This is a genomic window from Bordetella genomosp. 7 (assembly GCF_002261265.1).
Classification (GTDB): Bacteria; Pseudomonadota; Gammaproteobacteria; order Burkholderiales; family Burkholderiaceae_B; genus Bordetella_A.
In genome coordinates this window covers 766,013-786,621 of sequence record NZ_NEVK01000003.1, presented here as the reverse complement: position 1 = coordinate 786,621, position 20,609 = coordinate 766,013, and the positions used below count along the sequence as shown (strand labels likewise).

General features: G+C 67.1%; 12 protein-coding genes. 5 read left to right on the top strand and 7 right to left on the bottom strand.

Annotation, left to right across the window (positions count from 1 at the left end; genetic code table 11):
* Positions 1-67 precede the first annotated feature (67 nt).
* The gene (locus CAL19_RS06035) at positions 68-3,673 is read right to left on the bottom strand and encodes a YhdP family protein (RefSeq protein WP_249276257.1); all 3,606 of its coding nucleotides are present in this window, start codon (positions 3,671-3,673) and stop codon (positions 68-70) included.
* Positions 3,674-3,754: 81 nt separating this feature from the next.
* On the opposite strand from CAL19_RS06035, the gene glnE reads away from it, so the two are divergent.
* The gene (gene glnE, locus CAL19_RS06030) at positions 3,755-6,574 is read left to right on the top strand and encodes a bifunctional [glutamate--ammonia ligase]-adenylyl-L-tyrosine phosphorylase/[glutamate--ammonia-ligase] adenylyltransferase (protein ID WP_094796415.1); all 2,820 of its coding nucleotides are present in this window, start codon (positions 3,755-3,757) and stop codon (positions 6,572-6,574) included.
* 34 nt (positions 6,575-6,608) lie between these two features.
* Complete coding sequence (locus CAL19_RS06025) at positions 6,609-7,289, top strand: epoxyqueuosine reductase QueH (RefSeq protein ID WP_026638364.1); 681 nt, start codon at positions 6,609-6,611, stop codon at positions 7,287-7,289.
* 694 nt (positions 7,290-7,983) lie between these two features.
* On the opposite strand, the gene hrpA is transcribed toward CAL19_RS06025, so the two are convergent.
* Entirely contained in the window at positions 7,984-11,859 is a 3,876-nt protein-coding gene (gene hrpA, locus CAL19_RS06020) for an ATP-dependent RNA helicase HrpA (protein ID WP_094796257.1), read from the bottom strand.
* 77 nt (positions 11,860-11,936) lie between these two features.
* On the opposite strand from hrpA, the gene CAL19_RS06015 reads away from it, so the two are divergent.
* From CAL19_RS06015 to CAL19_RS06005, 3 genes are all read left to right on the top strand, one after another.
* On the top strand, positions 11,937-12,716 hold the full coding sequence (locus CAL19_RS06015) for an SDR family oxidoreductase (RefSeq protein ID WP_094796256.1): 780 nt from the start codon (positions 11,937-11,939) through the stop codon (positions 12,714-12,716).
* Positions 12,717-12,830: 114 nt separating this feature from the next.
* Positions 12,831-14,186, top strand: a complete 1,356-nt coding sequence (gene argA, locus CAL19_RS06010; RefSeq protein ID WP_038852256.1) for an amino-acid N-acetyltransferase — start codon at positions 12,831-12,833, stop codon at positions 14,184-14,186.
* Positions 14,187-14,277: 91 nt separating this feature from the next.
* Positions 14,278-14,550 carry an oxidative damage protection protein gene (locus CAL19_RS06005; RefSeq protein ID WP_026639404.1) on the top strand — a complete coding sequence of 91 codons (273 nt, stop codon included), beginning with the start codon at positions 14,278-14,280 and terminating at the stop codon, positions 14,548-14,550.
* A gap of 88 nt (positions 14,551-14,638) precedes the next feature.
* Here the strand turns inward: CAL19_RS06005 and phoU are convergent, their stop codons facing one another.
* The 5 genes from phoU to CAL19_RS05980 all read right to left on the bottom strand — a co-directional run bounded on the left by phoU (position 14,639) and on the right by CAL19_RS05980 (position 20,591).
* Positions 14,639-15,379, bottom strand: coding sequence for a phosphate signaling complex protein PhoU (gene phoU, locus CAL19_RS06000; RefSeq protein WP_094796255.1), 741 nt, complete (start codon positions 15,377-15,379; stop codon positions 14,639-14,641).
* Between the two features lie 152 nt (positions 15,380-15,531).
* On the bottom strand, positions 15,532-16,209 hold the full coding sequence (gene rpiA / locus CAL19_RS05995; protein WP_094796254.1) for a ribose-5-phosphate isomerase RpiA: 678 nt from the start codon (positions 16,207-16,209) through the stop codon (positions 15,532-15,534).
* 50 nt (positions 16,210-16,259) lie between these two features.
* Positions 16,260-17,927 carry an isovaleryl-CoA dehydrogenase gene (locus CAL19_RS05990; protein WP_094796253.1) on the bottom strand — a complete coding sequence of 556 codons (1,668 nt, stop codon included), beginning with the start codon at positions 17,925-17,927 and terminating at the stop codon, positions 16,260-16,262.
* Positions 17,928-18,227: 300 nt separating this feature from the next.
* On the bottom strand, positions 18,228-19,562 hold the full coding sequence (rmuC, locus tag CAL19_RS05985) for a DNA recombination protein RmuC (protein WP_419670189.1): 1,335 nt from the start codon (positions 19,560-19,562) through the stop codon (positions 18,228-18,230).
* Between the two features lie 57 nt (positions 19,563-19,619).
* Positions 19,620-20,591 (bottom strand): Bug family tripartite tricarboxylate transporter substrate binding protein, encoded by a 972-nt coding sequence (locus tag CAL19_RS05980; protein ID WP_094796252.1) that lies wholly within the window; start codon positions 20,589-20,591, stop codon positions 19,620-19,622.
* Positions 20,592-20,609: the final 18 nt, after the last annotated feature.

Below are 20,609 nucleotides of genomic sequence, written 5' to 3'. Positions count from 1 at the left end.
AGCGGTTGCCCGTTCACGCCGGCCCGCGCGGTTCATCAGGCGCCGGCGGCCGGCTCGGCGGGCCGGTTCAATGCTCGATGAAACCCTCGACCGGGCCCGGCTTGGGCGGCGGCTTGGTTTCCACCGGCTGCAGTTTGGGGTCATCCCAAGGGCCGGTAACGGTATATTCCATGGTCATGGCGTGGGCCAGCGGGTGTTTCAGCAGCCACTGCGTCAAGAATGCACCCAGCCCGATCAGCGGATTCACGGCCAGCGCGGTGACCATCGCGGCGCCGCTGGCATCCAGATTGGGGATCACCGCGGCGTGCAGGTTCCACTGCTCGGTCACGATGTCGGTGTCGCCCGCCAGCACGATGGTGGCCACGGGGCTGATCAACTTGTAACCCTCGGTGTGCATGATGCCGCGGCCCAGCGCCATGTCGCCGCGGATGGTGTCAAACGGAAAGCCGTCGCGCACCAGGTTGGCGGGGTTGAACTCCAACTTGGCCAGCCGCTGCAGCGACTGCAGCGACAGCAGCTCCAGCAGGCGCGCGCTGCGCGAATTCACCTTCAGCAGGCGCCCCTTGTCCAGGCTGACGCGCGCTTCGCCTTCAATCTTGGCCAGGTCGTGGGTCCATGGAAAGTCGTGCCACGTCAGCTTGCCTGTGACCGTGCCATGGCCGTCAACCATGACCTGCGGCATGCCCATGCCGTCCAGGAAAGCCCCCAGGTTCTTGAAGTCGCCCACGGCATCCACGGTGAGCCCGCGATCGGCCCCGGCCAGGCGCCAATTACCGGTGGCGTCCAGCGTGGCTGACGGATTGGATATGCGCAGCTTGTCCAGGCGCCAGGACTTTCCGCGCGCCAGGTTGGTGCCCTGCACTTCCAGGGTGCCCAGGGGATGGCCATACAGCGAAAACTGCTCGGCCCGCAAATCGATGGCGGGGATATCGGATAGATCGTCGCTCTGGGTGGGCGGGTCGGCCGTGTCGGCCTTGTCCGGGTCGCCCAGGGCCAGGTGAGTCAGGCGCGCCGTAACCTGGCCGGCGATGGCGCCGGAAGCCTCTTGCCAGGCCAGCGAACCGGCGGCCTGGCGCGAGTCCAGCGTAACCTGCCAGTGCTGGGGTTTGGGCCGCACGGCGTTCAGGCTCAGCTTGTCGATCGTCCAATCGCCGGTATGCAGTTTATCGGCTTGCAGGAAGACGCGGTTCAGCGGCGGCAGAACAAGCTGGCTGCGGCCGGACGCCGATTTGCCTGCCGGCCCGGGCGGGTCTGCCTCGGCCGCGATGGCTTCCCAAGCGTCGAGATCGATGTCCGGCCACTGTATATCGGCAACCAGCCCCGATGGCGGCAGTGCCGCCGGACGGTTCACGCCCAGCGCGCCGCGCGAAAAATAAGGCGCTGCGCGCGCCGAGCGCTCGTGCTCAAGCACGAGCGACAACGCCGCGCCCAGGCTGGCCGACAGTCGGTCGCGCCTGCCCGCGGCAGACGCGACCGGTTGCCAACGTACCTTCAGGGCCCGCGTTTCGTTCGCTTTCTTGCCCACCGGCGCGGGCATGTCGACCGCCAGTCCGGCCAGGTCGGACTCCACAGTAATATCCAAGGCCCCGTCGGATCCGTAGCCCACCAGACCCCGGTAATGCGTCTGGCCCGACAGGCGCCGCAGCACCGCATTGCCGCCCCATTGGGCCAGCCCTTGCGCTGGCAGCGTGCCGGACACGCGCAAGGCGTCGCCGTCCTGTTCGAGCTTGCCGGCTATGGTGGCCGGGCCGCCCAGGAACACGGTATGCAGGCCATCCGTATGCAGCCCCAGCTCCGAAAAACGCAAGTCGCCTCGCAGATTGCGCAGCTCGGGCATTTGCGGCACAAAGCGGAACGTGTTGTCGTTGAAGGTGATGCGACCGTCCACCTTGGTTTCCTCGGCGTCCAGCAGTGGCACTTCCAGCTTCAGCGCAACCTGCCACGGCCCGGAGCCTTCGGCCGTATCCAGGGCGCCATCAAGCAATTCTCCCAGCGGCGAATGGTGCGCCAGCGCCAGGTAGGCCGGCACCGGACCGGCCGTCTGCCCATCGACGAACAGCGTAGACGCGTGCTCCATGTCGGGAATAGACGCCGTGACGGCGCCCAGCGTAACCGTTTGCCCGTTGCCCGTATGAACCACGCCCCCGCCCGGGCTGTCGAGCGACAGGCTGACTTTGTCCACGGCGAAACGGCCCGAAAGATTCTCGAGCCGCGGCCAGCCCTTGGTATTGCCGTGCGCCGGCGCATAATCGACGACCGCTCCGGCATAGGAGCCCGCTATGCGGAACTCGCCCACGTCGCCCGGGTCTTCGAAAGGAAAATCATCAAGATCACCCTTGACGGTGACGGACGCGTCGCTGGCCTGGCCGGCGGGCAACCCGCTGGCCAGCCACTCGCGGGCGTCGGCGTTGACCTCCAGCGGCAGGTACTTGTAGATGGCCGGCATGGCCGCGCGGGCCAGGTTGCCGCCGATCTCGGCCGTGCCGGCGGCGGTCTTGCCCTGGCTGGTCCAGCGGCCGTGCAGGCGCGCGTCGAGATCGGCATTGACGATATCGAGCTGGCGCACATCGACCACCGCCGGCTCGGCTTGCGGGCGCCGCACGCTGGCGTCCAGCCGAACGGTATCGGCCTGCAGCAAGGCGGGGTCGAAAACCTGCGGCAGATGGGCGCGCAAGCCCGTCAGTTCACCGCGCACCGCCAGGCCGGCTTCGGGCTCGCCGCGCACCAGGGCGACGTCGGCCAATCGCACCACATCGCCCGGCGCGCCCTGCAGGCGCAACGCGCCTTCGTCTACGCCCACCCACGTCGAACGGTCGGCCGCGTGCCAACGCACGCCACGCACCACCGTATCCAGCGTCATGCCGGTGACCGCGCCGTCGTCCAGATCGACCCAGGCGCGCGCGGCGCCGCGCCCCGCAATCTGCGGCACGGGCAGCCAGGGGGCCCATGCCGCAGGCTCGGCATCATTGATTTCGGCATACAGTTCGCCCGTCCAGCCGCCGCCCAGGAGCGCATGACGCGCGATACGGCCGCGCACGGACGCATCGCGCGCCAGTTCCGCGGGAGGTTCGGCACGTAACGCAAAACGGTGCGACAGCGCGCCGTTGTACACGCGCAGGCTTACCTGTTCAAAGGTGACCGGCGGCGCCTGGCGATAATCATCTTGCCAATGCACCGTGGCGTTGAGCAGCGCCAGATCGCGTTGCGCGCCCAGCCAATGCAACAGGCGCGACGAGCCACGCGCATCTTGTCCGGCGTCCAGGGCGATCGACTGGCCCGCCACCCACAGGCGATTGCCCGCGTCGCGCCGCAACTGCAATTCCGGGCCTTCAATGCGCAGGCTCAGCAGTGTGGGCGACAGCGTCAATGCACTGCGCCAGCCCAGCACCGCCGACACCGACGGCAGCATCAGTACGGGCGTCGCGTCTTCGCCATAGATGGTCAGTCCGTGTAGCGTGAGCGACGGGTTCAGCGCGCGCCAGTCGGCAGCCAGGCTGCCGATCTCGACCCGCGCGCCCAGCGCCTGGCTGGCATAGGCTTCGATGCGCGGGCGCCAATGGTCTATCTGCGGCAGTACCCAGTACCGCAAGCCGAGCAGCAAGACGGCCGCGATGAGATAGGCGGCCAGGGCAAACCATAAAAGAAACCGGGCGGCTTTGGCGGGCAGAGACACAGAAGAGTGGGCAGGATATGGCGTCTTGGGGTATCGTCCCCTTATACCTGAAACGCGCCTTTCCGTCTGCCTTCCATCCCCATGTCTGCTTCCCTGCTTGCCCCTGCCCTGGCCTGGTCGGGCTACCTGCGCCGCCGTGTCGATGCGCATCCCGATCTGGCAGCGTGGCTCGAAAGCGCCGCACGCCATCCTGTCACGCCCAATGCGCTGGCGTCCTGGCAGGCCGAACTGGCAGGCCCGCAAGCCCCTGAAACGCTGCCGGTGGACCAATGCCGCGAGGTCCTGCGCCGATTGCGCGAACGGGTGTTCACCGCGCTGATGGTGCGCGACGTGGCCGGCCAGGCAAGCCTGGAAGAAGTGGTGGGCGCCATGTCGGCATTGGCCGACCTGGCGGTGGCGGCCGCCTACCGCAGCGTGGCCGCCGAGCTGGCCCAGGTGCATGGCTTGCCGCGCGACCCCGCCACCGGCGCGCCTCAGGAAATGCTGATCGTGGGCATGGGCAAGCTCGGCGGTTGCGAACTGAATGTATCGTCGGACATCGATCTGATCATGCTGTATGGCGAGGAAGGCGAAACCGAGGGGCCCCGCCGCATCAGCCACCACGAGTTCTATGGCCGCCTGACGCGCCGCATGATGCCCGTGCTGTCCGAGGTGGATGCCCATGGGCAGGTGTTTCGCACCGATCTGCGGCTACGCCCCGACGGCGACGCCGGCCCCCCGGCGTGGAGCCTGGATGCGCTGGAGCATTACCTGGTGGCGCAAGGCCGCGAGTGGGAACGCTATGCATGGCTGAAAGCGCGCCTGATTCCGGCGCAGGCATTTCCGGACAGCGACTGCGCAGCGCAGGCGCGCCAGCTCGAGAGCCTGCGCGTGCCTTTTGTGTACCGCAAATACTTTGACTTCGACGCCCTGTCGTCATTGCGCTCGCTGCGCGAACGGATCCGCCAGGACTGGCAGCGGCGCGCCCTGGCGCGCAACGGCGTCGATACCGCCCATAACATCAAGCTGGGCGACGGCGGCATCCGCGAAATCGAATTCGTGGTGCAGCTGTTCCAGCTGGTGCGCGGCGGACGCATGCCGGCCCTGCAAAGGCGCGGCCTGCTGGCCGCGTTGCATGCCGAACGCGACGCCGGCCTGGTCAGCCCCGACGATGCCGCGAACCTGGAGGCGGCCTACCGGTTCCTGCGCCGCGTGGAACACGTGCTGCAATACCGTGAAGACGAGCAGACCCATCTGTTGCCCGGGGACCCCGCGCAGCGCGCACGCCTGGCCGCCGCCCTCGGCATGGACGCAGACGCGTTCGAAACCACCCTGGCCGCACACCGGGGCTTTGTGTCCCGCATGTTCCGCAATGCCTTCCGCCTGGCCGGCGTGGGAGGTGACGACGCGCCCGGCGCCTCGCCCTGCGCCACGCCTGGCTGCCCGGCGCCGGCGGCAGACGACGCCGAAAGCCGCCTGGCCATGCAGATACGCCAGGCGTTCGGAGACGAGGCCGATGACCTGCTCAGGCGCGCGGAATCGTTGCTGGACAGCCATCGGATACGCGCCCTGCCCGACAGCAGCCGGCGGCGGCTCGATGCCCTGCTGCCCGCCGCCGTGCAGGCGGCCCTGCAGACGCCGGCCCCGCGCGAAGCCGCCATACGCCTGTTCGACCTGATCGAGACCATAGCCCAGCGAAGCGCCTATCTGGCGCTGCTGGCCGAATATCCCGACACACTGGCCCGCGTGGCGCGCATGGTGGCTGCCAGCCCCTGGGCCGCGCAGAACCTCACCCAGTCTCCTTTGCTGCTCGACAGCCTGATCGACTGGCGCACGCTGTTCGAATCGGTGGATTTCGCACAGCTGGCCCGGCAGCTGGCCGCCGACCTGGACGCCTGCGTACTGCCCGACGGCGATCCGGATATCGAGCGGCAGATGAACCTGATGCGCGACATACAGCGGCAGGTCAGCTTTCAACTGCTGGCGCAGGACCTTGAAGGGCAACTGACTGTCGAGAAGCTGGCCGACCAGCTATCGGCACTGGCGGACATGCTGCTGGCCGAGACCGTGCGGCGCGTGTGGCCCCTGGTCAACCGCGTGCCCGGGGCCGAACCGCGCTTTGCGGTCATCGCCTACGGCAAGCTGGGCGGCAAAGAACTGGGCTATGCGTCCGACCTGGATCTGGTGTACTTGTTTGACGACCCCCGCGAGGACGCCGCCGAGGTCTATGCCAAGCTTGGCCGCCGCATGACGTCCTGGCTCTCGACGATGACGTCGTCGGGGCGGCTGTACGAAACCGACCTGCGCCTGCGGCCCGACGGCGAGGCCGGCCTGCTGGCCGTGTCGGTCGAGGCGTTCGAGCAATACCAGTTAAAGCACGCCTGGGCCTGGGAACACCAGGCCCTGACCCGGGCCCGCTACGCGGCCGGCGACACCGCCGTGGGAGCACGCTTCGAGCGCATTCGCGCGGAAGTGCTTGTGCAGCCCCGCGATACGGCAGCGCTGCGCACCGAAGTACTGGCCATGCGCGACAAGATCAGCGCGGGACACCCCAACCACAGCGGCGACTTCGACCTGAAGCACGACCGCGGCGGCATGGTCGATGTGGAATTCGCGACACAGTATCTGGTGCTGTGCCATGCAGCCACGCACCGTGTGCTGGTCAATAACCTGGGCAATATCGCCCTGTTGCGCCTGGCTGCCGAGGCGGGCCTGATTTCGGCCGGGCTCGCGCAGCGCGCCGGCGACGCCTACCGCACGCTGCGCCGCATGCAGCATCAATTGCGCCTGCAGGGCATCGAAAAAGCCCGCGTGCCGCAAGACCAATTGACCGAAGAGCGCGCCGCCGTCAGCGAGCTGTGGACGCAGGTGCTGGGCGATGCCCCGGATGCCCCCCCTGGACCACAGGGCAAGTCAGCGTAAAATAAGGGTTTTTACCGCAGCAATAGCGTTGTCCATGTCCGAATTCGTGCGCCCTCAACTCGAACTGCCCGCCGGCCGCCAAAAGGTGCTGCTGCACTCTTGCTGCGCGCCCTGTTCCGGCGAAGTCATGGAAGCGATGCAAGCCTCGGGCATCGACTATTCGATTTTTTTCTACAACCCGAACATCCATCCGGTCAAAGAATACGAGATCCGCAAGCAGGAAAACATCCGCTTTGCCGAGCAGCACGGCATCGAGTTCATCGATGCCGATTACGACATGGATAACTGGTTCGAACGGGTAAAGGGCCTGGAACACACGCCCGAGCGCGGCGAACGTTGCACCGTGTGTTTCGACATGCGTTTCGAGCGCACGGCGCTGTACGCGCACGAGCATGGGTTCGACACGATCACCAGCTCGCTGGGCATCTCGCGCTGGAAAGACATGAACCAGATCAACGGCTGCGGCGAACGCGCGGCGTCCCGCTACGATGACCTGGTGTACTGGACTTACAACTGGCGCAAGGGCGGCGGCTCGCAACGCATGATCGAAATCGCCAAGCGCGAAAACTTCTATCAGCAGGAATACTGCGGCTGCGTGTACTCGCTGCGCGACACCAACCGCCACCGCCGCGCACAGGGCCGCGACCGCATCCATATCGGCGTGAAGTTCTACGGCAAAGACGAACTGGTCGACAAGACCACGCTGCTGGACTAGCCGCCAGACGCTTCCCTTCCTGGCAAGGTGTCTGACACCCTTCGGGAGTCAGACACCGGTCAATGCCGTTGTGCGTGCGATGCAAGCACAGCGCTGGTGGTGTCTGACACCCTTCGGGAGTCAGACACCGGTCAATACCGTTACGCGTGCGATGCAAGCACATCGCGGGTGGTGTCTGACACCCTTCGGGAGTCAGACACCGGTCAATGCCGTTGTGCGTGCGATGCAAGTACATCGCTGGCGGTGTCTGACACCCTTCGGGAGTCAGACACCGATCAATGCCGTTGTGCGTGCGATGCAAGCACATCGCTGGCGGTGTCTGACACCCTTCCGGAGTCAGACACCGATCAATGCCGTTGCGCGTGCGATGCAAGCACATCGCGGGTGGTGTCTGACACCCTTCGGGAGTCAGACACCGGTCAATGCCGTTGTGCGTGCGATGCAAGCACATCGCGGGTGGTGTCTGACACCCTTCGGGAGTCAGACACCGGTCAATGCCGTTGCGCGTGCGATGCAAGCGCATCGCTGGTGGTGTCTGACACCCTTCGGGAGTCAGACACCGATCAATGCCGTTGCGCGTGCGATATAAGCACAGCGCAGACGGTGTCTGACTCCCGAAGGGTGTCAGACACCGATACTGCCCGAGGCGCCGACGCTGCCCGCTGCCATGGCCCGTGGCCGGCTGCGGACTGGCCTATCGCCGTAGCGATTCCCACGTTTTCATCAATCGCTTTACCGACACCGGCATCGGCGTGCGCAGTTCCTGCGCGAACAAGGCGACGCGCAATTCTTCGAGCAGCCAGCGGAACTCGTCCAGCTTGGGATCGGGCGCGCCCTTCAGGGCGGCGCGGGCGCGTTGATATTGCGTCAGCAGCGGCGCCATCTCGGACATCAGCCGGGCATCGCGCGCCGGGTCGGCGCGCAGCTTGTCGATGCGGGCCTGCGCGGCCTTCAGGTAACGCGGAAAATGCGCCAGCTGCGCATGCGGGGTGTCGCGCAAGAACCATTTCGGAACCAGCGCGCCGATCTGCTGCTGCAGGTCGGCATAGGCCGCCGCATGCGGCTTGGCCTGCGGCAGCTTGCGCTGCAGCGCGCCGTATTCCGCCAGGACGGCGTGCGCCAGCCGCGCGGCTTCCTGGGCCAACAGGCCCACGCGACCCTTGCCGTCCTGGCGGCGAGCCTCGAACGACGGCTCATCCGCCGGCCATGGCTCGGCCAGGCATGCCTGCGCCAGCGCGCAGTCGATGATCTGGTCGCGCAGCTCTTCCTGCGTGCCCAGGTTCATGTAAAGCATGCTCATTCTGGTGAGATCGGGCAGGTTCTTTTCCAGGAACCGGACCTGGTCGCGCAGGCCCAGCCGGAACAGCCGCAACAGCCCGGCGCGATGATGGCGCCGCGCCTCGCCGGGGTCGTCGAACACATCCAGGTCGCAGTGGGTGCCGCGATCCACCAGCGCCGGATAGCCGATGACCGACTGCCCCTTGCGCTTGATCTCCATGATTTCGGGCAACGGGCCGAACGACCATGAGGTGAGGTTTTCGTGCGACAGCGCTTGCGCCACGCCCGCGTCGCGCACGGCCAGTTGCTGGAAGGTGGCCTGCGCCTGCTTCCCGAGTTCGGCCTTCAGTTGCGCCAGGTTGCGCCCGGCGGCGAGCATGCGGCCGTGCTCGTCGACCACCTTGAAGTTCATGAACAGGTGCGCAGGCAAGGTTTCGAGCTTGAAATCCCCCGGCGCGGGCCGCACCTGTACCTGCGCCCACATGTCGGCAATGAGCGCGTCGACCAGCCCGGTTTGCGGATCGTCGAGCCGGTCGTACCAGCGTTCGTAGAAGCCGGCGGCGTAGTCAGGCAGCGGCACGCAATGGCGACGCAGTTTCTGCGGCAGCGACTTCAGCAGCAGGTGCACCTTTTCTTTGAGCATGCCAGGCACCAGCCACTCGCAGCGCGCCGGATCGAGCTGGTTCAGCGCGAACAGCGGCACCGACAGCGTCACGCCGTCGCGCGGCGAGCCCGGCTCGAAATGGTAGTCCAGCGCCATGGACACGCCTTGCCACTCGACCTGCTTGGGAAATACATCGGTGGTGACGCCCGCTGCCTCGTGGCGCATCAACTCTTCGCGCGTCAGCATCAGCGCGGCGGCGGCGGCCTTGTCCAGCCCATGCACCCATTTCTCGAGCGACGCCGTCTGCGAGATATCGGCGGGCAGCAGCCGGTCGTAGAAGGCGAAAATCAGTTCGTCGTCGACCAGAATGTCGGGGCGACGCGTCTGGTGCTCAAGCTTTTCAATGCCGGCGATGAGCTTGCGGTTGTGCGCGACAAACGCCAACCGAGTGTCGATATCGCCGGGCACCAGGGCCTGCCGTATGAAGAGCTCGCGCGCATGCGCCGCATTGACACGTCCGTAATGCACGCGGCGGCCTGAATAGACGACCAGCCCGTACAGCGTGGCGCGCTCGTTGGCGACAACCTGCCCGGCTTTCTTTTCCCAGCGCGGGTCCGACCAGTTGCGCCGCAGCAGGTGCGCACCGGCCCGTTCAAGCCAGGTGGGCTCGATACGCGCCACGCAACGCGCGTACAGGCGCGTGGTCTCCACCAGTTCGGCCGCCATGATCCAGCGCCCGCCCTTTTTGGCCAGGCGCGAGCCCGGATGAATATGGAAACGGATATCGCGAGCGCCGCGATACAGGCCGCCCTCTTCGCCCTTGAAGCCGATGTTGCCCAATAGCCCCGCCAGCAGCGCCAGGTGCAATTGTTCGTAAGTGGCTTCGGCCTGGTTGACGCGCCAGCCTTGCTCGCCCACCAATGCGGCAAGCTGCGTATGCACATCATGCCATTCGCGCAGCCGGACCGGCGACAGGAAATTCTGACGCAGCAGGGCCACCAGCTTGCGCTGCGACGCCTTGTGCTGCACCTGCTCGCCGTACCAGCGCCAGAGCTTCAGGAAGGAAATGAATTCGGATTTTTCGTCGGAGAACTTGGCGTGCGCCGCCTCGGCCGCCTCGCGTTCGGCCATGGGACGGTCGCGCGGGTCCTGCACCGACAGGGCCGAAGCAATAATCAGCATTTCGGCCAGGCATTGGTGTTCGCGCGCGGCCAGGATCATGCGGCCGATGCGAGGGTCCACCGGCAGCCGGGCCAGTTCGTGCCCCACGCGCGTCAGGGCGTAGGCCGAGCCGGTGCGCGGCGCATCCGCCTCGGCGTCCGCCGCGCCGGCCGCAACCGGCTCGATCGCGCCCAGTTCCTGCAGCAAGTGGTAGCCGTCTGCAATCGCGCGCCCGGGAGGCGGCTCCACGAACGGAAATTCCTCGATTTCGTCGAGTTTCAACGACTTCATGCGCAGAATGACCGAGGCCAGCGACGAGCGCAGCACTTCCGGGTCGGTGAATGGCGCGCGCGAATTGAAATCTGCTTCGTCGTACAGGCGGATGCACACGCCCGGACCCACGCGCCCGCAGCGGCCTGCCCGCTGGTTGGCCGACGCGCGGCTGATGGGCTCGATGCGCAACTGCTCGACCTTGTTGCGCCACGAATAGCGCTTGACACGCGCCAGCCCGCTGTCGATGACATAGCGGATACCGGGCACCGTCAGCGAGGTTTCGGCGACGTTGGTCGCCAGCACGATGCGGCGCGCATTGGTGCGCGGGCGGAAAATCTGCTCTTGCTCGGCCTGTGACAGGCGCGCGTACAACGGCAGCACTTCGGTGCCGGCCGGATGGTGCTTGCGCAGCGCCTCGGCAGATTCGCGGATCTCGCGCTCGCCGGGCAGAAACACCAGAATGTCGCCCGGACCGTGGCGCGCGCACTCGTCGACCGCATCGACAATCGCGTCGATCAGGTCGCGCTCTTCGTCGCCGTCCAGGCGTTCGCGCTTGGGCCGCGACGCAGGCTCTTCATCGGCGTTCTCGACGCGCACCGGCCGGTACCGCACCTCGACGGGATACAGTCGGCCCGATACTTCGATGACGGGCGCGGGGCGGTCCGGCCCTGCGCCGAAATGCGCGGAAAAGCGTTCGGCGTCGATCGTGGCCGACGTAATGATGAGCTTCAGGTCCGGGCGCCGCGGCAGCAACTGTTTCAGGTACCCGAGCAGGAAATCGATGTTCAGGCTGCGCTCGTGCGCCTCGTCGATGATCAGCGTGTCGTAGCGGCGCAGCAGCGGATCGCGTTGAGACTCGGCCAGCAGAATGCCGTCGGTCATCAGCTTGACCGACGCGTTCGGGCCAGTGCGATCGTTGAAGCGCACCTGGTAGCCCACGATTTCGCCAGGCGGGCTGTTGAGCTCTTCGGCGATGCGCTTGGCCACCGAGGTGGCGGCCAGGCGGCGCGGCTGCGTGTGGCCGATCATGCGCTGGCGGCCGCGACCGAGCTCCAGGCAGATCTTGGGCAACTGTGTCGTCTTGCCCGAGCCGGTCTCGCCGCTGACAATGACCACCTGGTGCGCGGCGATGGCGCGCGCGATCTCGTCGCGACGCGCGCTGACGGGCAGGTCTTCGGGGTACGTGATGGCAGGGATGGGCCGCTCGGGCCGCGGCGCGGCGCCGCGCGCGGTTGGGCGGGAAACTTCGGGCATGTACGGATTATCCTTTGAACGCCTATTATAAAAATTTGCGATGCCGCCCGCTGGGCGGCGAACTCTGGAGCACCGCAATGGATCTGGGAATTGAAGGCAGGCGCGCCCTGGTGTGCGCATCGAGCAAGGGCCTGGGCCGCGCCTGCGCCCTGTCGCTGGCGCGCGAAGGCGCGCAGGTAATCATGCTGGCGCGCGGCCGCGAGGCGCTGGAAGCGGCCGCAGACGACATACGGCGGCAGACCGGCGCACAGGTCACGGCCGTGGTGGCCGACATCACCACCGAAGCCGGCCGCACCGCCACCCTGGCCGCCTGCCCCGATCCCGACATCCTGGTGACCAACGCCGGCGGCCCCAAGCCCGGCGACTTCCGCGAATGGTCCCGCGACGACTGGATCGCCGCGCTGGACGCCAACATGATCACCCCCATCGAGCTGATCCGCGCCACCATAGACACCATGATAGAACGCCGCTGGGGCCGCATCGTGAACATCACCTCGGCGGCGGTGAAGATGCCCATCGACATCCTGGGCCTGTCCAATGGCGCGCGCAGCGGGCTCACCGGCTTCGTGGCGGGACTGGCGCGCCAGGTGGCCGCCCACAACGTCACCATCAACAACTTGCTGCCGGGCCCCTTCGCCACCGACCGCCTGGTCCAGACGGCGGCCAGGGCGGCCAGCGACAGCGGGCGCAGCGTGCAGGACATCATGGCCGAACGCGAGCAGCGCGTCCCGGCGCGCCGCTTCGGCGACCCGGCCGAGTTCGGCGACGCCTGCGCCTTTCTGTGCAGCGCCCAGGCCGGCTACATGACCGGCCAGAACCTGGTGCTGGACGGCGGCATGTATCCGGGCACGCTGTAGGGCGGCCTGGGGCCTTCGGCGGTCATATAATTTCCGCCAGCGCCGTCGTGATGCACGGACGGCGCCGACCGCGCCCCAGGCGCCCTATCCATCCAGGAAGCCCCCTCGCCCATCATGCCCGACCAGGAAGCCGATACCGTCTCTGCCCAGGAAGCCCCAGAATTCGCCGCCGCGCAGTTCGTCCGATGGTTTCGCGAAGTCGCCCCCTATGTGCACGCGTTTCGCGGCAAGACGTTCGTGGTGGCATTTGGCGGCGAGCTCGTGCAGGCGGGCGCGCTGAATGCGCTGGTGCAAGACCTGTCGCTGTTGTCCGCCCTGGGCGTGCGCCTGGTGCTGGTGCATGGCTCGCGCCCGCAAGTCAATGAACAACTGCGCCTTAAAGGTTTCACCCAGCAGTTCGGCCGTGGGCTGGCCCCCACTGACGCGGCCGCGCTCGAATGCGCCAAAGAGGCCGCGGGGGAAATCCGCCTGGACATCGAGGCGGCGTTCAGCCAGGGGCTGCCCAATACCCCGATGTCGCATTCGCACATCCGCGTCATTTCGGGCAATTTCGTCACGGCGCGCCCTACCGGCGTGGTCGACGGCATCGATTACATGCACACCGGCCAGGTGCGCAAGATCGACGTGGACGCCCTGAAGTTCGCGATCGAGAAAGGCTCGGTGGTGCTGCTGTCGCCGCTGGGGTTCTCGCCCACGGGCGACGCCTTCAACCTGGCCATGGAAGACCTGGCCACCAGCGTGGCCGTGGCCTTGCGCGCCGAGAAGCTGATATTCCTGTCCAGCTCGAACGGCGTGCTGAGCGCAGACGGCAGCGTAGACACCGAACTGGCGCGCGCGGACGCCGACGCGCTGCTGGCGCGCGGCGACCTTGACGAAGACACGGCCTTCTACCTGCGCCACGCCTCGCTGGCGGTCAAGCGCGGCGTGGCGCGCGCACACCTGGTGCCCTACGCGCTGGACGGCAGCGTGCTGCTCGAAATCTTCACCCACGATGGCGTGGGCACCATGGTGGTCGAAGACACGCTCGATGACCTGCGCCCGGCCACGCTGGACGACGTAGGCGCCATCCTGAGCCTGATCGAGCCGCTCGAAGCCGACGGCACCCTGGTGCCGCGCCCGCGCAGCGTCATCGAGCGCGAAGTCGAGCGCTTTACCGTGCTTGAGCACGACGGGGTCATCTATGGATGCGCGGCGCTGCATCCGTACCCCGATGAACATATGGCCGAAATGGCCTGCCTGATCGTGCACCCCGAATGGCAGGGGTCGGGCGAAGGCGACATGCTGCTGCGTCACATGGAATCGCGCGCCCGCGCCATGGGCGCGCGCCGGCTGTTCGTGCTGACCACCCGCACATCGCATTGGTTCATGAAGCGCGGGTTCGTGCGGGGCGGCCTGACCGACCTGCCGCGCGAGAAGCAGAACAACTACAACCGCTCGCGCAATAGCCTGGTTTTCATCAAGAAGCTGTAACGGGCGGGCGGCCGCCGGCCGGGCCGCCCGCGCACCAAATGCGCCAGGCCGCTAAAATGGCCTGTCTATCACTGATTATCGGCAGCAGACCATGTCCCGTACCGTCAACTGTGTAAAACTGAAGCGCGAAGCCGAAGGGCTCGACTTCCCCCCGTACCCCGGCGAACTGGGCACCCGCATCTGGCAGAGCGTGTCCAAAGAAGCCTGGGAAGAATGGAAGCAGATCCAGACGCGCCTGGTCAACGAAAACCGCCTCAACCTGGCCGACTCGCGCGCGCGCAAGTATCTGCAACAGCAAATGGAACGCTACTTGTTCGAAGACGGCAGCGTCGAAGCCCAGGGCTTCGTGCCGCCTTCGGCCTGACGACGGCAGCGGCAACAAAAAACCCGGCGCTGCCGGCGCCGGGTCATGCCCTGCAAACCCGGGCCACCCGGGCCCGGCACGCAAGGTGTCAGGACTCGCCGGCAGGCGGCTGGGGCGGCGCGGTATCGTCTTCGCCGCGGGCCAGGCGTTCGGTGTTTTTCACGCCCGTATGGCGCACGTCTGCGCCCTTCACCATATAAATAACGCGTTCGGCCATATTCTTGGCATGGTCGCCGATGCGTTCCAGCGCGCGCGCGATGAACACCATGTCGATGGCACGCGAAATGGTGCGCGGGTCTTCCATCATGTAGGTAATCAGGGTGCGCAGCGTGCCCTTCCATTCGCGGTCGACTTCCTTGTCGCTGCGCACCACCTGGGCGGCCAGGATCGGATCCTGGCGGGCGAACGCATCGAGCGCGTTGTGCAACATGCGCGACACGCTGAGCGCCATGTGGCGCAGTTCGATGACCGGAATATGGCGTTGTTCCGACTCGTACATGCGGCGCACGGCGTTGGCGATTTTCTCGGCTTCGTCGCCGGAGCGTTCCATGTCGGTCAGCATCTTGGACACCGCCAGCAAGGTGCGCAGGTCGATGGCGGTGGGCTGGTGACGCGCCAGGATCAGGCTGATGCGCTCGTCGATCTCGACTTCGTGGCGGTTGACCTGTTTTTCGCGCTCGCGCACCTTCTCGACCAGTTCGAGATCGCCGGTGGGGACGGCTTCGACCGACTCCTGGATCATGGCTTCGACCAGCCCGCCCATTTGCAAGAACTGCGAACGGACGCTTTGCAGATCGGCGTCGAATTGTTTGTTGGTGTGCTCCGTCATCCGGACTCCCTGCGTAGGTGTGTACATGGCGACCCCCTGTTCGAGCGCAAGCATATGGGCCTGCCGACCCGCAAGGTTATGACTTCTATATGACAGGATTATGAATCGCGCCCCGGCGGCGGGCAAGGCGGCCGCCGAAGCGCGCGCCGCGCTCAGGGGCGGTGAAGCTCGCGTATGCCCTGCTGCGTGGCCAGCAGCGCCACGTGGGCGCCCGACTGGGCGAACAGACCGCAAGTTACGACGCCGGGCAGGTTGTTCAGCCTGGCTTCCAGGCCGGGCGCGTCGTCAATGTGCAGGCCGGCCACATCCAGGATGATGTTGCCGTTGTCGGTAACGAACCCGTCGCGCAGGCGCGGCTGGCCGCCCAACGCGACCACGGCGCGCGCCACCGCTTCGCGCGCCATGGGAATGACTTCGATGGGCAGCGGAAAGGCGCCCAGCCGCTCGACCAGCTTGGACTCATCGGCGATGCAGATGTAGCGATCGGCCACCGACGCCACGATTTTCTCGCGCGTGAGCGCGCCGCCGCCGCCCTTGATCATATGCAGGCGGGCGTCGATTTCGTCGGCGCCGTCGATGTAGACCGGCATGGCCTGCACATCGTTGAGATCCAGCACATCCAGCCCATGCCCGGCCAGGCGCGCGGCGCTGCGTTCGGAACTGGCCACGGCGCCGCGCAGGCGGCCGCGCAAGCGGGCCAGGCCATCGATGAACAGGTCGGCGGTGGATCCGGTGCCCACGCCGATGACGACGTCAGGGCCGAGCAGGGGTTCGATAAAAGCCAGCGCCGCGTCGGCGGACTGTTGCTTGAGTTGTTGTTGCGTGAGCATATGTGCCGGGCGCGCGAGTGCGCGTCGTTGGTGAGAAAACTAGACGCAATTTAGCAGATCGCCGGCCACGCCCGCGCCACGATGGCGGCGGCGTCCGCCCCGGGCGGCAATTCGCCGGCGATACCTGCGGGTGCGGCCAGCCGGCTGGCCACGAAGGCGTCGGCGACCGCGGCCGGCGCGTGGCGTATCAGCAGCGCGGCCTGCCACAATCGCGCCAACCCGGCGGCCAGAGCGCGCGCCTGGGCCTGCCCGGCCGCGTCGCCCGCCAGGCGCGCCGCCTGCCGTTGCCAGTCGGCCCAGCAGCGATCGAAGTCGGCATAGGCGCCACGGGCCGGGTCCAGTTCGTCTTGCAAGGCGGCCAGGCAGTCGCCGTCGCGCTGCAAGGCGCGCAGGACATCCAGCGCCATGACGTTGCCGGAACCTTCCCAGATGGAGTTGACAGGCGCCTCGCGGTACAGGCGCGCCAGCGGCCCCGTCTCGACGTAACCGTTGCCGCCCCAGACTTCCATGCATTCGGCAATGGCGGCGATGGCGCGCTTGCATACCCACAGTTTGGCGGCGGGCGTGCCCACGCGCACCAAGGCCCGCGAGGCGGGCTGGTCGCGTTCGTCGACGGCGCGCGCCAGGCGCACGGCCAGCACCGTGGCCGCCTCGCTTTCCAGCGCCAGGTCCGCCAGCAGGTGAAGCATGAGCGGCTGCCGAGCCAGCGCCTGGCCGAATGCGTGGCGATGCACAGCATGATGCGCGGCCTGGACCACCGCCTGGCGCAACAGCGCCGCGCTGCCCAGCACGCAATCGAGTCGGGTGGTGGCCGCCATCTGCAGCAGCAAGGCCAGGCCCCTGCCCGGCTCGCCCATGAGCATGCCCCAGGCCTGTTCAAACTCCACTTCCCCGCTGGCATTGCTGCGATTGCCCAGCTTGTCTTTCAGACGCCGGATGCGCACGGCGTTGCGAGGGCCGTCCGGCGTCCAGCGCGGCACGAAGAAGCACCCCGGGCCGGCATCGGTATTGGCCAATACCAGGTGAGCATCGGCGTGCGGCACCGAAAAGAACCACTTGTGGCCGGTCAGCAGGTATGCCGCGCCGCGACCGCCCTGCGCGACGGGCTCGGCGCGGGTCGTAATGGCGCGCAGGTCCGAGCCGCCCTGTTTTTCGGTGAGCCCCATGCCTATCAGCGCGCTGCGCTTGCCGGGCAGGGGCGCGTCGGCAGCATCGTAGTCGTGCGAAGCCAGGGCCGGCAGCCAGTGTTGCGCGAAATCGATGACACCCGCCGGCTCTTGCTGCAACAGGGGCACGGCTGCGTAGGTCATGGTGGTGGGGCACAAAGTGCCCGCCTCGACCTGGCCCTGCATCAGGTAAGCGGCCGCGCGCGCGGCCTGGGCGCCCGGAGCCGGCTGCAGCCAGGCGTGGCTGTGCAGGCCGCGCGCCACGATGCCTGACATCAGCGCATGCCAGGCCGGGTCGAACTCCACCTGATCGATACGATGGCCGTTGGGGTCGTAGCCCAGCCAGCGGGGCAGGCAGCGATTGGCGCGCTCGCCGGCGGCCAGGGTGGATGCGCGGCCCAGCCAGGCGCCATGCTCGCGCAGCGTGGACTCGTAGGCTGCGGCGCCTTCGCGCTGTACGGCCTGGCGCAAGACCAAGTCGGTTTCATACAGGGAATAGTCTTCCAGGGGCGCTACCTGGTTGACGACGGCATGGGTGGCGAACGGCGGCATAGGGCCTCCGGGCAGATGGCGAGGCGATGTGTCACCGTTAGCATTTTTCGGCAGGTGGTGCAAGGCGCTGTACCTGACGCGGGGGGTCTGTGGTGCAGCGGGCTTGGCGTTGTGGGGTCCCGCTGCCACGGGAATGCCATGGTGGCGTACGTGCGTCGGGCTCGGACGCATGCAGGCGCCCTCGGCCGGCTGCGCCGGCTGCCCCGCCGCCCAACACGCCACCATGGCATTCCCGTGGCAGCAGGCCCGGCCGCCTGCTCGCGGGCCCGGCACAACCGAGGCAAACGGCGTCTGCCTCGGCTAAAGCAGTGGAGGCTTGGGTTCGGCGTCGGTCGATTCGCCCAGCAGCTTGTGGGCCTCGGCGTCGGAAAGCGCTTCGACGGTTTTCAGGTTGCGCAGCATGGCGCGGGTGCGGACTTCGGTCTGGCCGAGCTTGTTGCTGGCCGAATCCAGCGACTTTTTCACGCTGGCCAGCGACTCGCCGAACTTGGCGAACTCGGTTTTTACCGCGCGCAGAACTTGCCACACCTCGGAAGACCGCTGTTCGATGGCCAGGGTGCGGAATCCCATCTGCAGGCTGTTGAGCATGGCCGCCAGGTTGCTCGGGCCGGCCACATTGACGCGCAGGGCCTGCAGTTTGTCGATGAGGCCCGGGCGGCGCAGGACTTCGGCATACAGGCCCTCGGTGGGCAGAAACATGATGGCGAAATCGGTGGTGTGCGGCGGGGCGACGTACTTGGCCGAGATCTGGCGTGCCTGCTGCTCGATGGCGCGCGCCAGCGCCGCGCCGGCCGCTCGCTCGGCATCGGCGTCCGCGGCGTCGCAGGCATCCATCAGGCGCTCGTATTCTTCTTTGGGAAACTTGGCATCGATAGGCAGCCACACGGGCGCGCCGCCTACCGTGCGTCCGGGCAGGCGGATGGCGAACTCGACGGTGGCGTCGCTGCCCGGCACCGGCTTGACATTGGCAGCGTACTGATCGGGCGTCATGGTGTCTTCGATCAGGCGCGCCAATTGCACTTCGCCCCACGTGCCCCGCGATTTCACATTGGTAAGCACGCGCTTCAGATCGCCCACGCCGGCAGCCAGCGCCTGCATTTCGCCCAGGCCCTTGTGCACCGCCTCGAGCCTGTCCGACACCAGCCTGAACGACTCGCCCAGCCGCTGCTCGAGCGTGGCGTGCAGCTTCTCGTCTACCGTGCGCCGCATCTCATCCAGCCGTGCGCCGTTGTCGGCCTGCAGGGCCTGCAGACGCTGGTCGACCGTCTGGCGCACGTCTTGCATGCGGCGGTCGTTCAACGCCACCAGGCCTTCCAGGCGCTCGCTGAACTGCGCGGCAAAACGGCCCAGCGATTCGGCGTATTCGGCGCGCGCGGCCTGCGCATCGCGCGACAAGGCGGCGCGCAGCGCTTCCTGGCCCTGCGCCAGCTCGGCGCGCAGACCCCGCGTGGATTCGGCAAACTCTGCACGCAGGCCCCGGTGGCTTTCGTCAAGATCGGCGCGCAGCGCCCTTTCCAGGTGTTCAAGGCGGTCGGCCAGGCGCGCGTGCCCGGAAGGCCGCAGCCAGAGGCTCAGTGCAACGAGGAAGGCCAGCACCGCCGCCGCGGCGCTGATCCAGGGCAAGGCTTCGATCAAGGGCAGGTCTCCGGAAAGCCCCATTGTAGGCGGGGCGCGGGACTTGCCGGTGGCCGCCTACATCGGCTGCAGATCGATCTCTTTGGCGATCTTGCCGAAGGTTTTCAGGTCGTGCTGCACGCGGGCCGTGGTTTCGGCGGGCGTGGACACGCGCGGAATCATGGCCAGATCGAGCAGCCGCTGCTTCATTTCAGGCTTGCCGAATTCACGCGCCAGGGCTTGCTGGATCTTTTCGACTACGGCGTCAGGCGTGCCGCTGGGCGCAGCCAGGCCAAACCACGCCACGGCCGAAAACCCCGGCAGGCCGGCCTCTGCCGCCGTGGGCACGTCGGGCAGCGCGGCCACGCGTTCCGGGTTGGTCACGAACAATGGCCGCACCTTGCCCGCCTTGATAAATGGTGTCTGCACGCCAGTGTTGTCGAGCAAGGCGTTGATATGGCCGCCCAGCAAATCATTCATCGCAGGGCTGCTGCCCTTGTACGGCACGATGTTCACTTCGATGCCCGCGGCGCGCGCGAACATCAGCTGCGTCAGGTGCTGCTGGGTGCCCAGACCGGCGTTGCCGAAGGTGATGCCGTTGGGGTTCTTGCGGCCGTACTCGATAAATTCCTGCAAGTTCTTGCCGGGAAACTCGTTGTTCGTGACCACCACGAAAGGCAGGTCTACCAGCACGGTGACCTGTTGGAAATCTTCCAGCGGCTTGTAGCGCAGCTTGTACACATACGGGTTGACGGCCATGGTGCCGCTGGCGGTCACCACCAGCGTATGGCCGTCAGGTTCGGCGCGGGCCACGTATTCGGTGCCCAACACGCCGCCGGCGCCCGGCTTGGCTTCCACAATGGCGGGCTGGCCCAACTCGGATTGCAGGGCCTGCGCGGCAAAGCGGGCCAGCATATCGGCCGAGCCGCCGGTGGCGTACGGCAGGATGATGGTGATGGGCTTGCTGGGAAAGTTGTCCGCGGCGGCTGCCGGCGCGGCGCTGAAGGCCGCCAGGCAGGCGGCGGCCAGGAATTTCAGGTGCTTGACCATAGTCGGATCCCCCCTCGT

What these genes read in the sequence shown, in the direction of transcription:
- glnE (WP_094796415.1), top strand. Translation starts at nt 3,755, where the DNA reads ATGTCTGCTTCCCTGCTTGCCCCTGCCCTGGCCTGGTCGGGCTACCTG.
- CAL19_RS06025 (WP_026638364.1), top strand. Translation starts at nt 6,609, where the DNA reads ATGTCCGAATTCGTGCGCCCTCAACTCGAACTGCCCGCCGGCCGCCAA.
- hrpA (WP_094796257.1), bottom strand. Translation starts at nt 11,859, where the DNA reads ATGCCCGAAGTTTCCCGCCCAACCGCGCGCGGCGCCGCGCCGCGGCCC.
- CAL19_RS06015 (WP_094796256.1), top strand. Translation starts at nt 11,937, where the DNA reads ATGGATCTGGGAATTGAAGGCAGGCGCGCCCTGGTGTGCGCATCGAGC.
- argA (WP_038852256.1), top strand. Translation starts at nt 12,831, where the DNA reads ATGCCCGACCAGGAAGCCGATACCGTCTCTGCCCAGGAAGCCCCAGAA.
- CAL19_RS06005 (WP_026639404.1), top strand. Translation starts at nt 14,278, where the DNA reads ATGTCCCGTACCGTCAACTGTGTAAAACTGAAGCGCGAAGCCGAAGGG.
- phoU (WP_094796255.1), bottom strand. Translation starts at nt 15,379, where the DNA reads ATGACGGAGCACACCAACAAACAATTCGACGCCGATCTGCAAAGCGTC.
- rpiA (WP_094796254.1), bottom strand. Translation starts at nt 16,209, where the DNA reads ATGCTCACGCAACAACAACTCAAGCAACAGTCCGCCGACGCGGCGCTG.
- CAL19_RS05990 (WP_094796253.1), bottom strand. Translation starts at nt 17,927, where the DNA reads ATGCCGCCGTTCGCCACCCATGCCGTCGTCAACCAGGTAGCGCCCCTG.
- CAL19_RS05980 (WP_094796252.1), bottom strand. Translation starts at nt 20,591, where the DNA reads ATGGTCAAGCACCTGAAATTCCTGGCCGCCGCCTGCCTGGCGGCCTTC.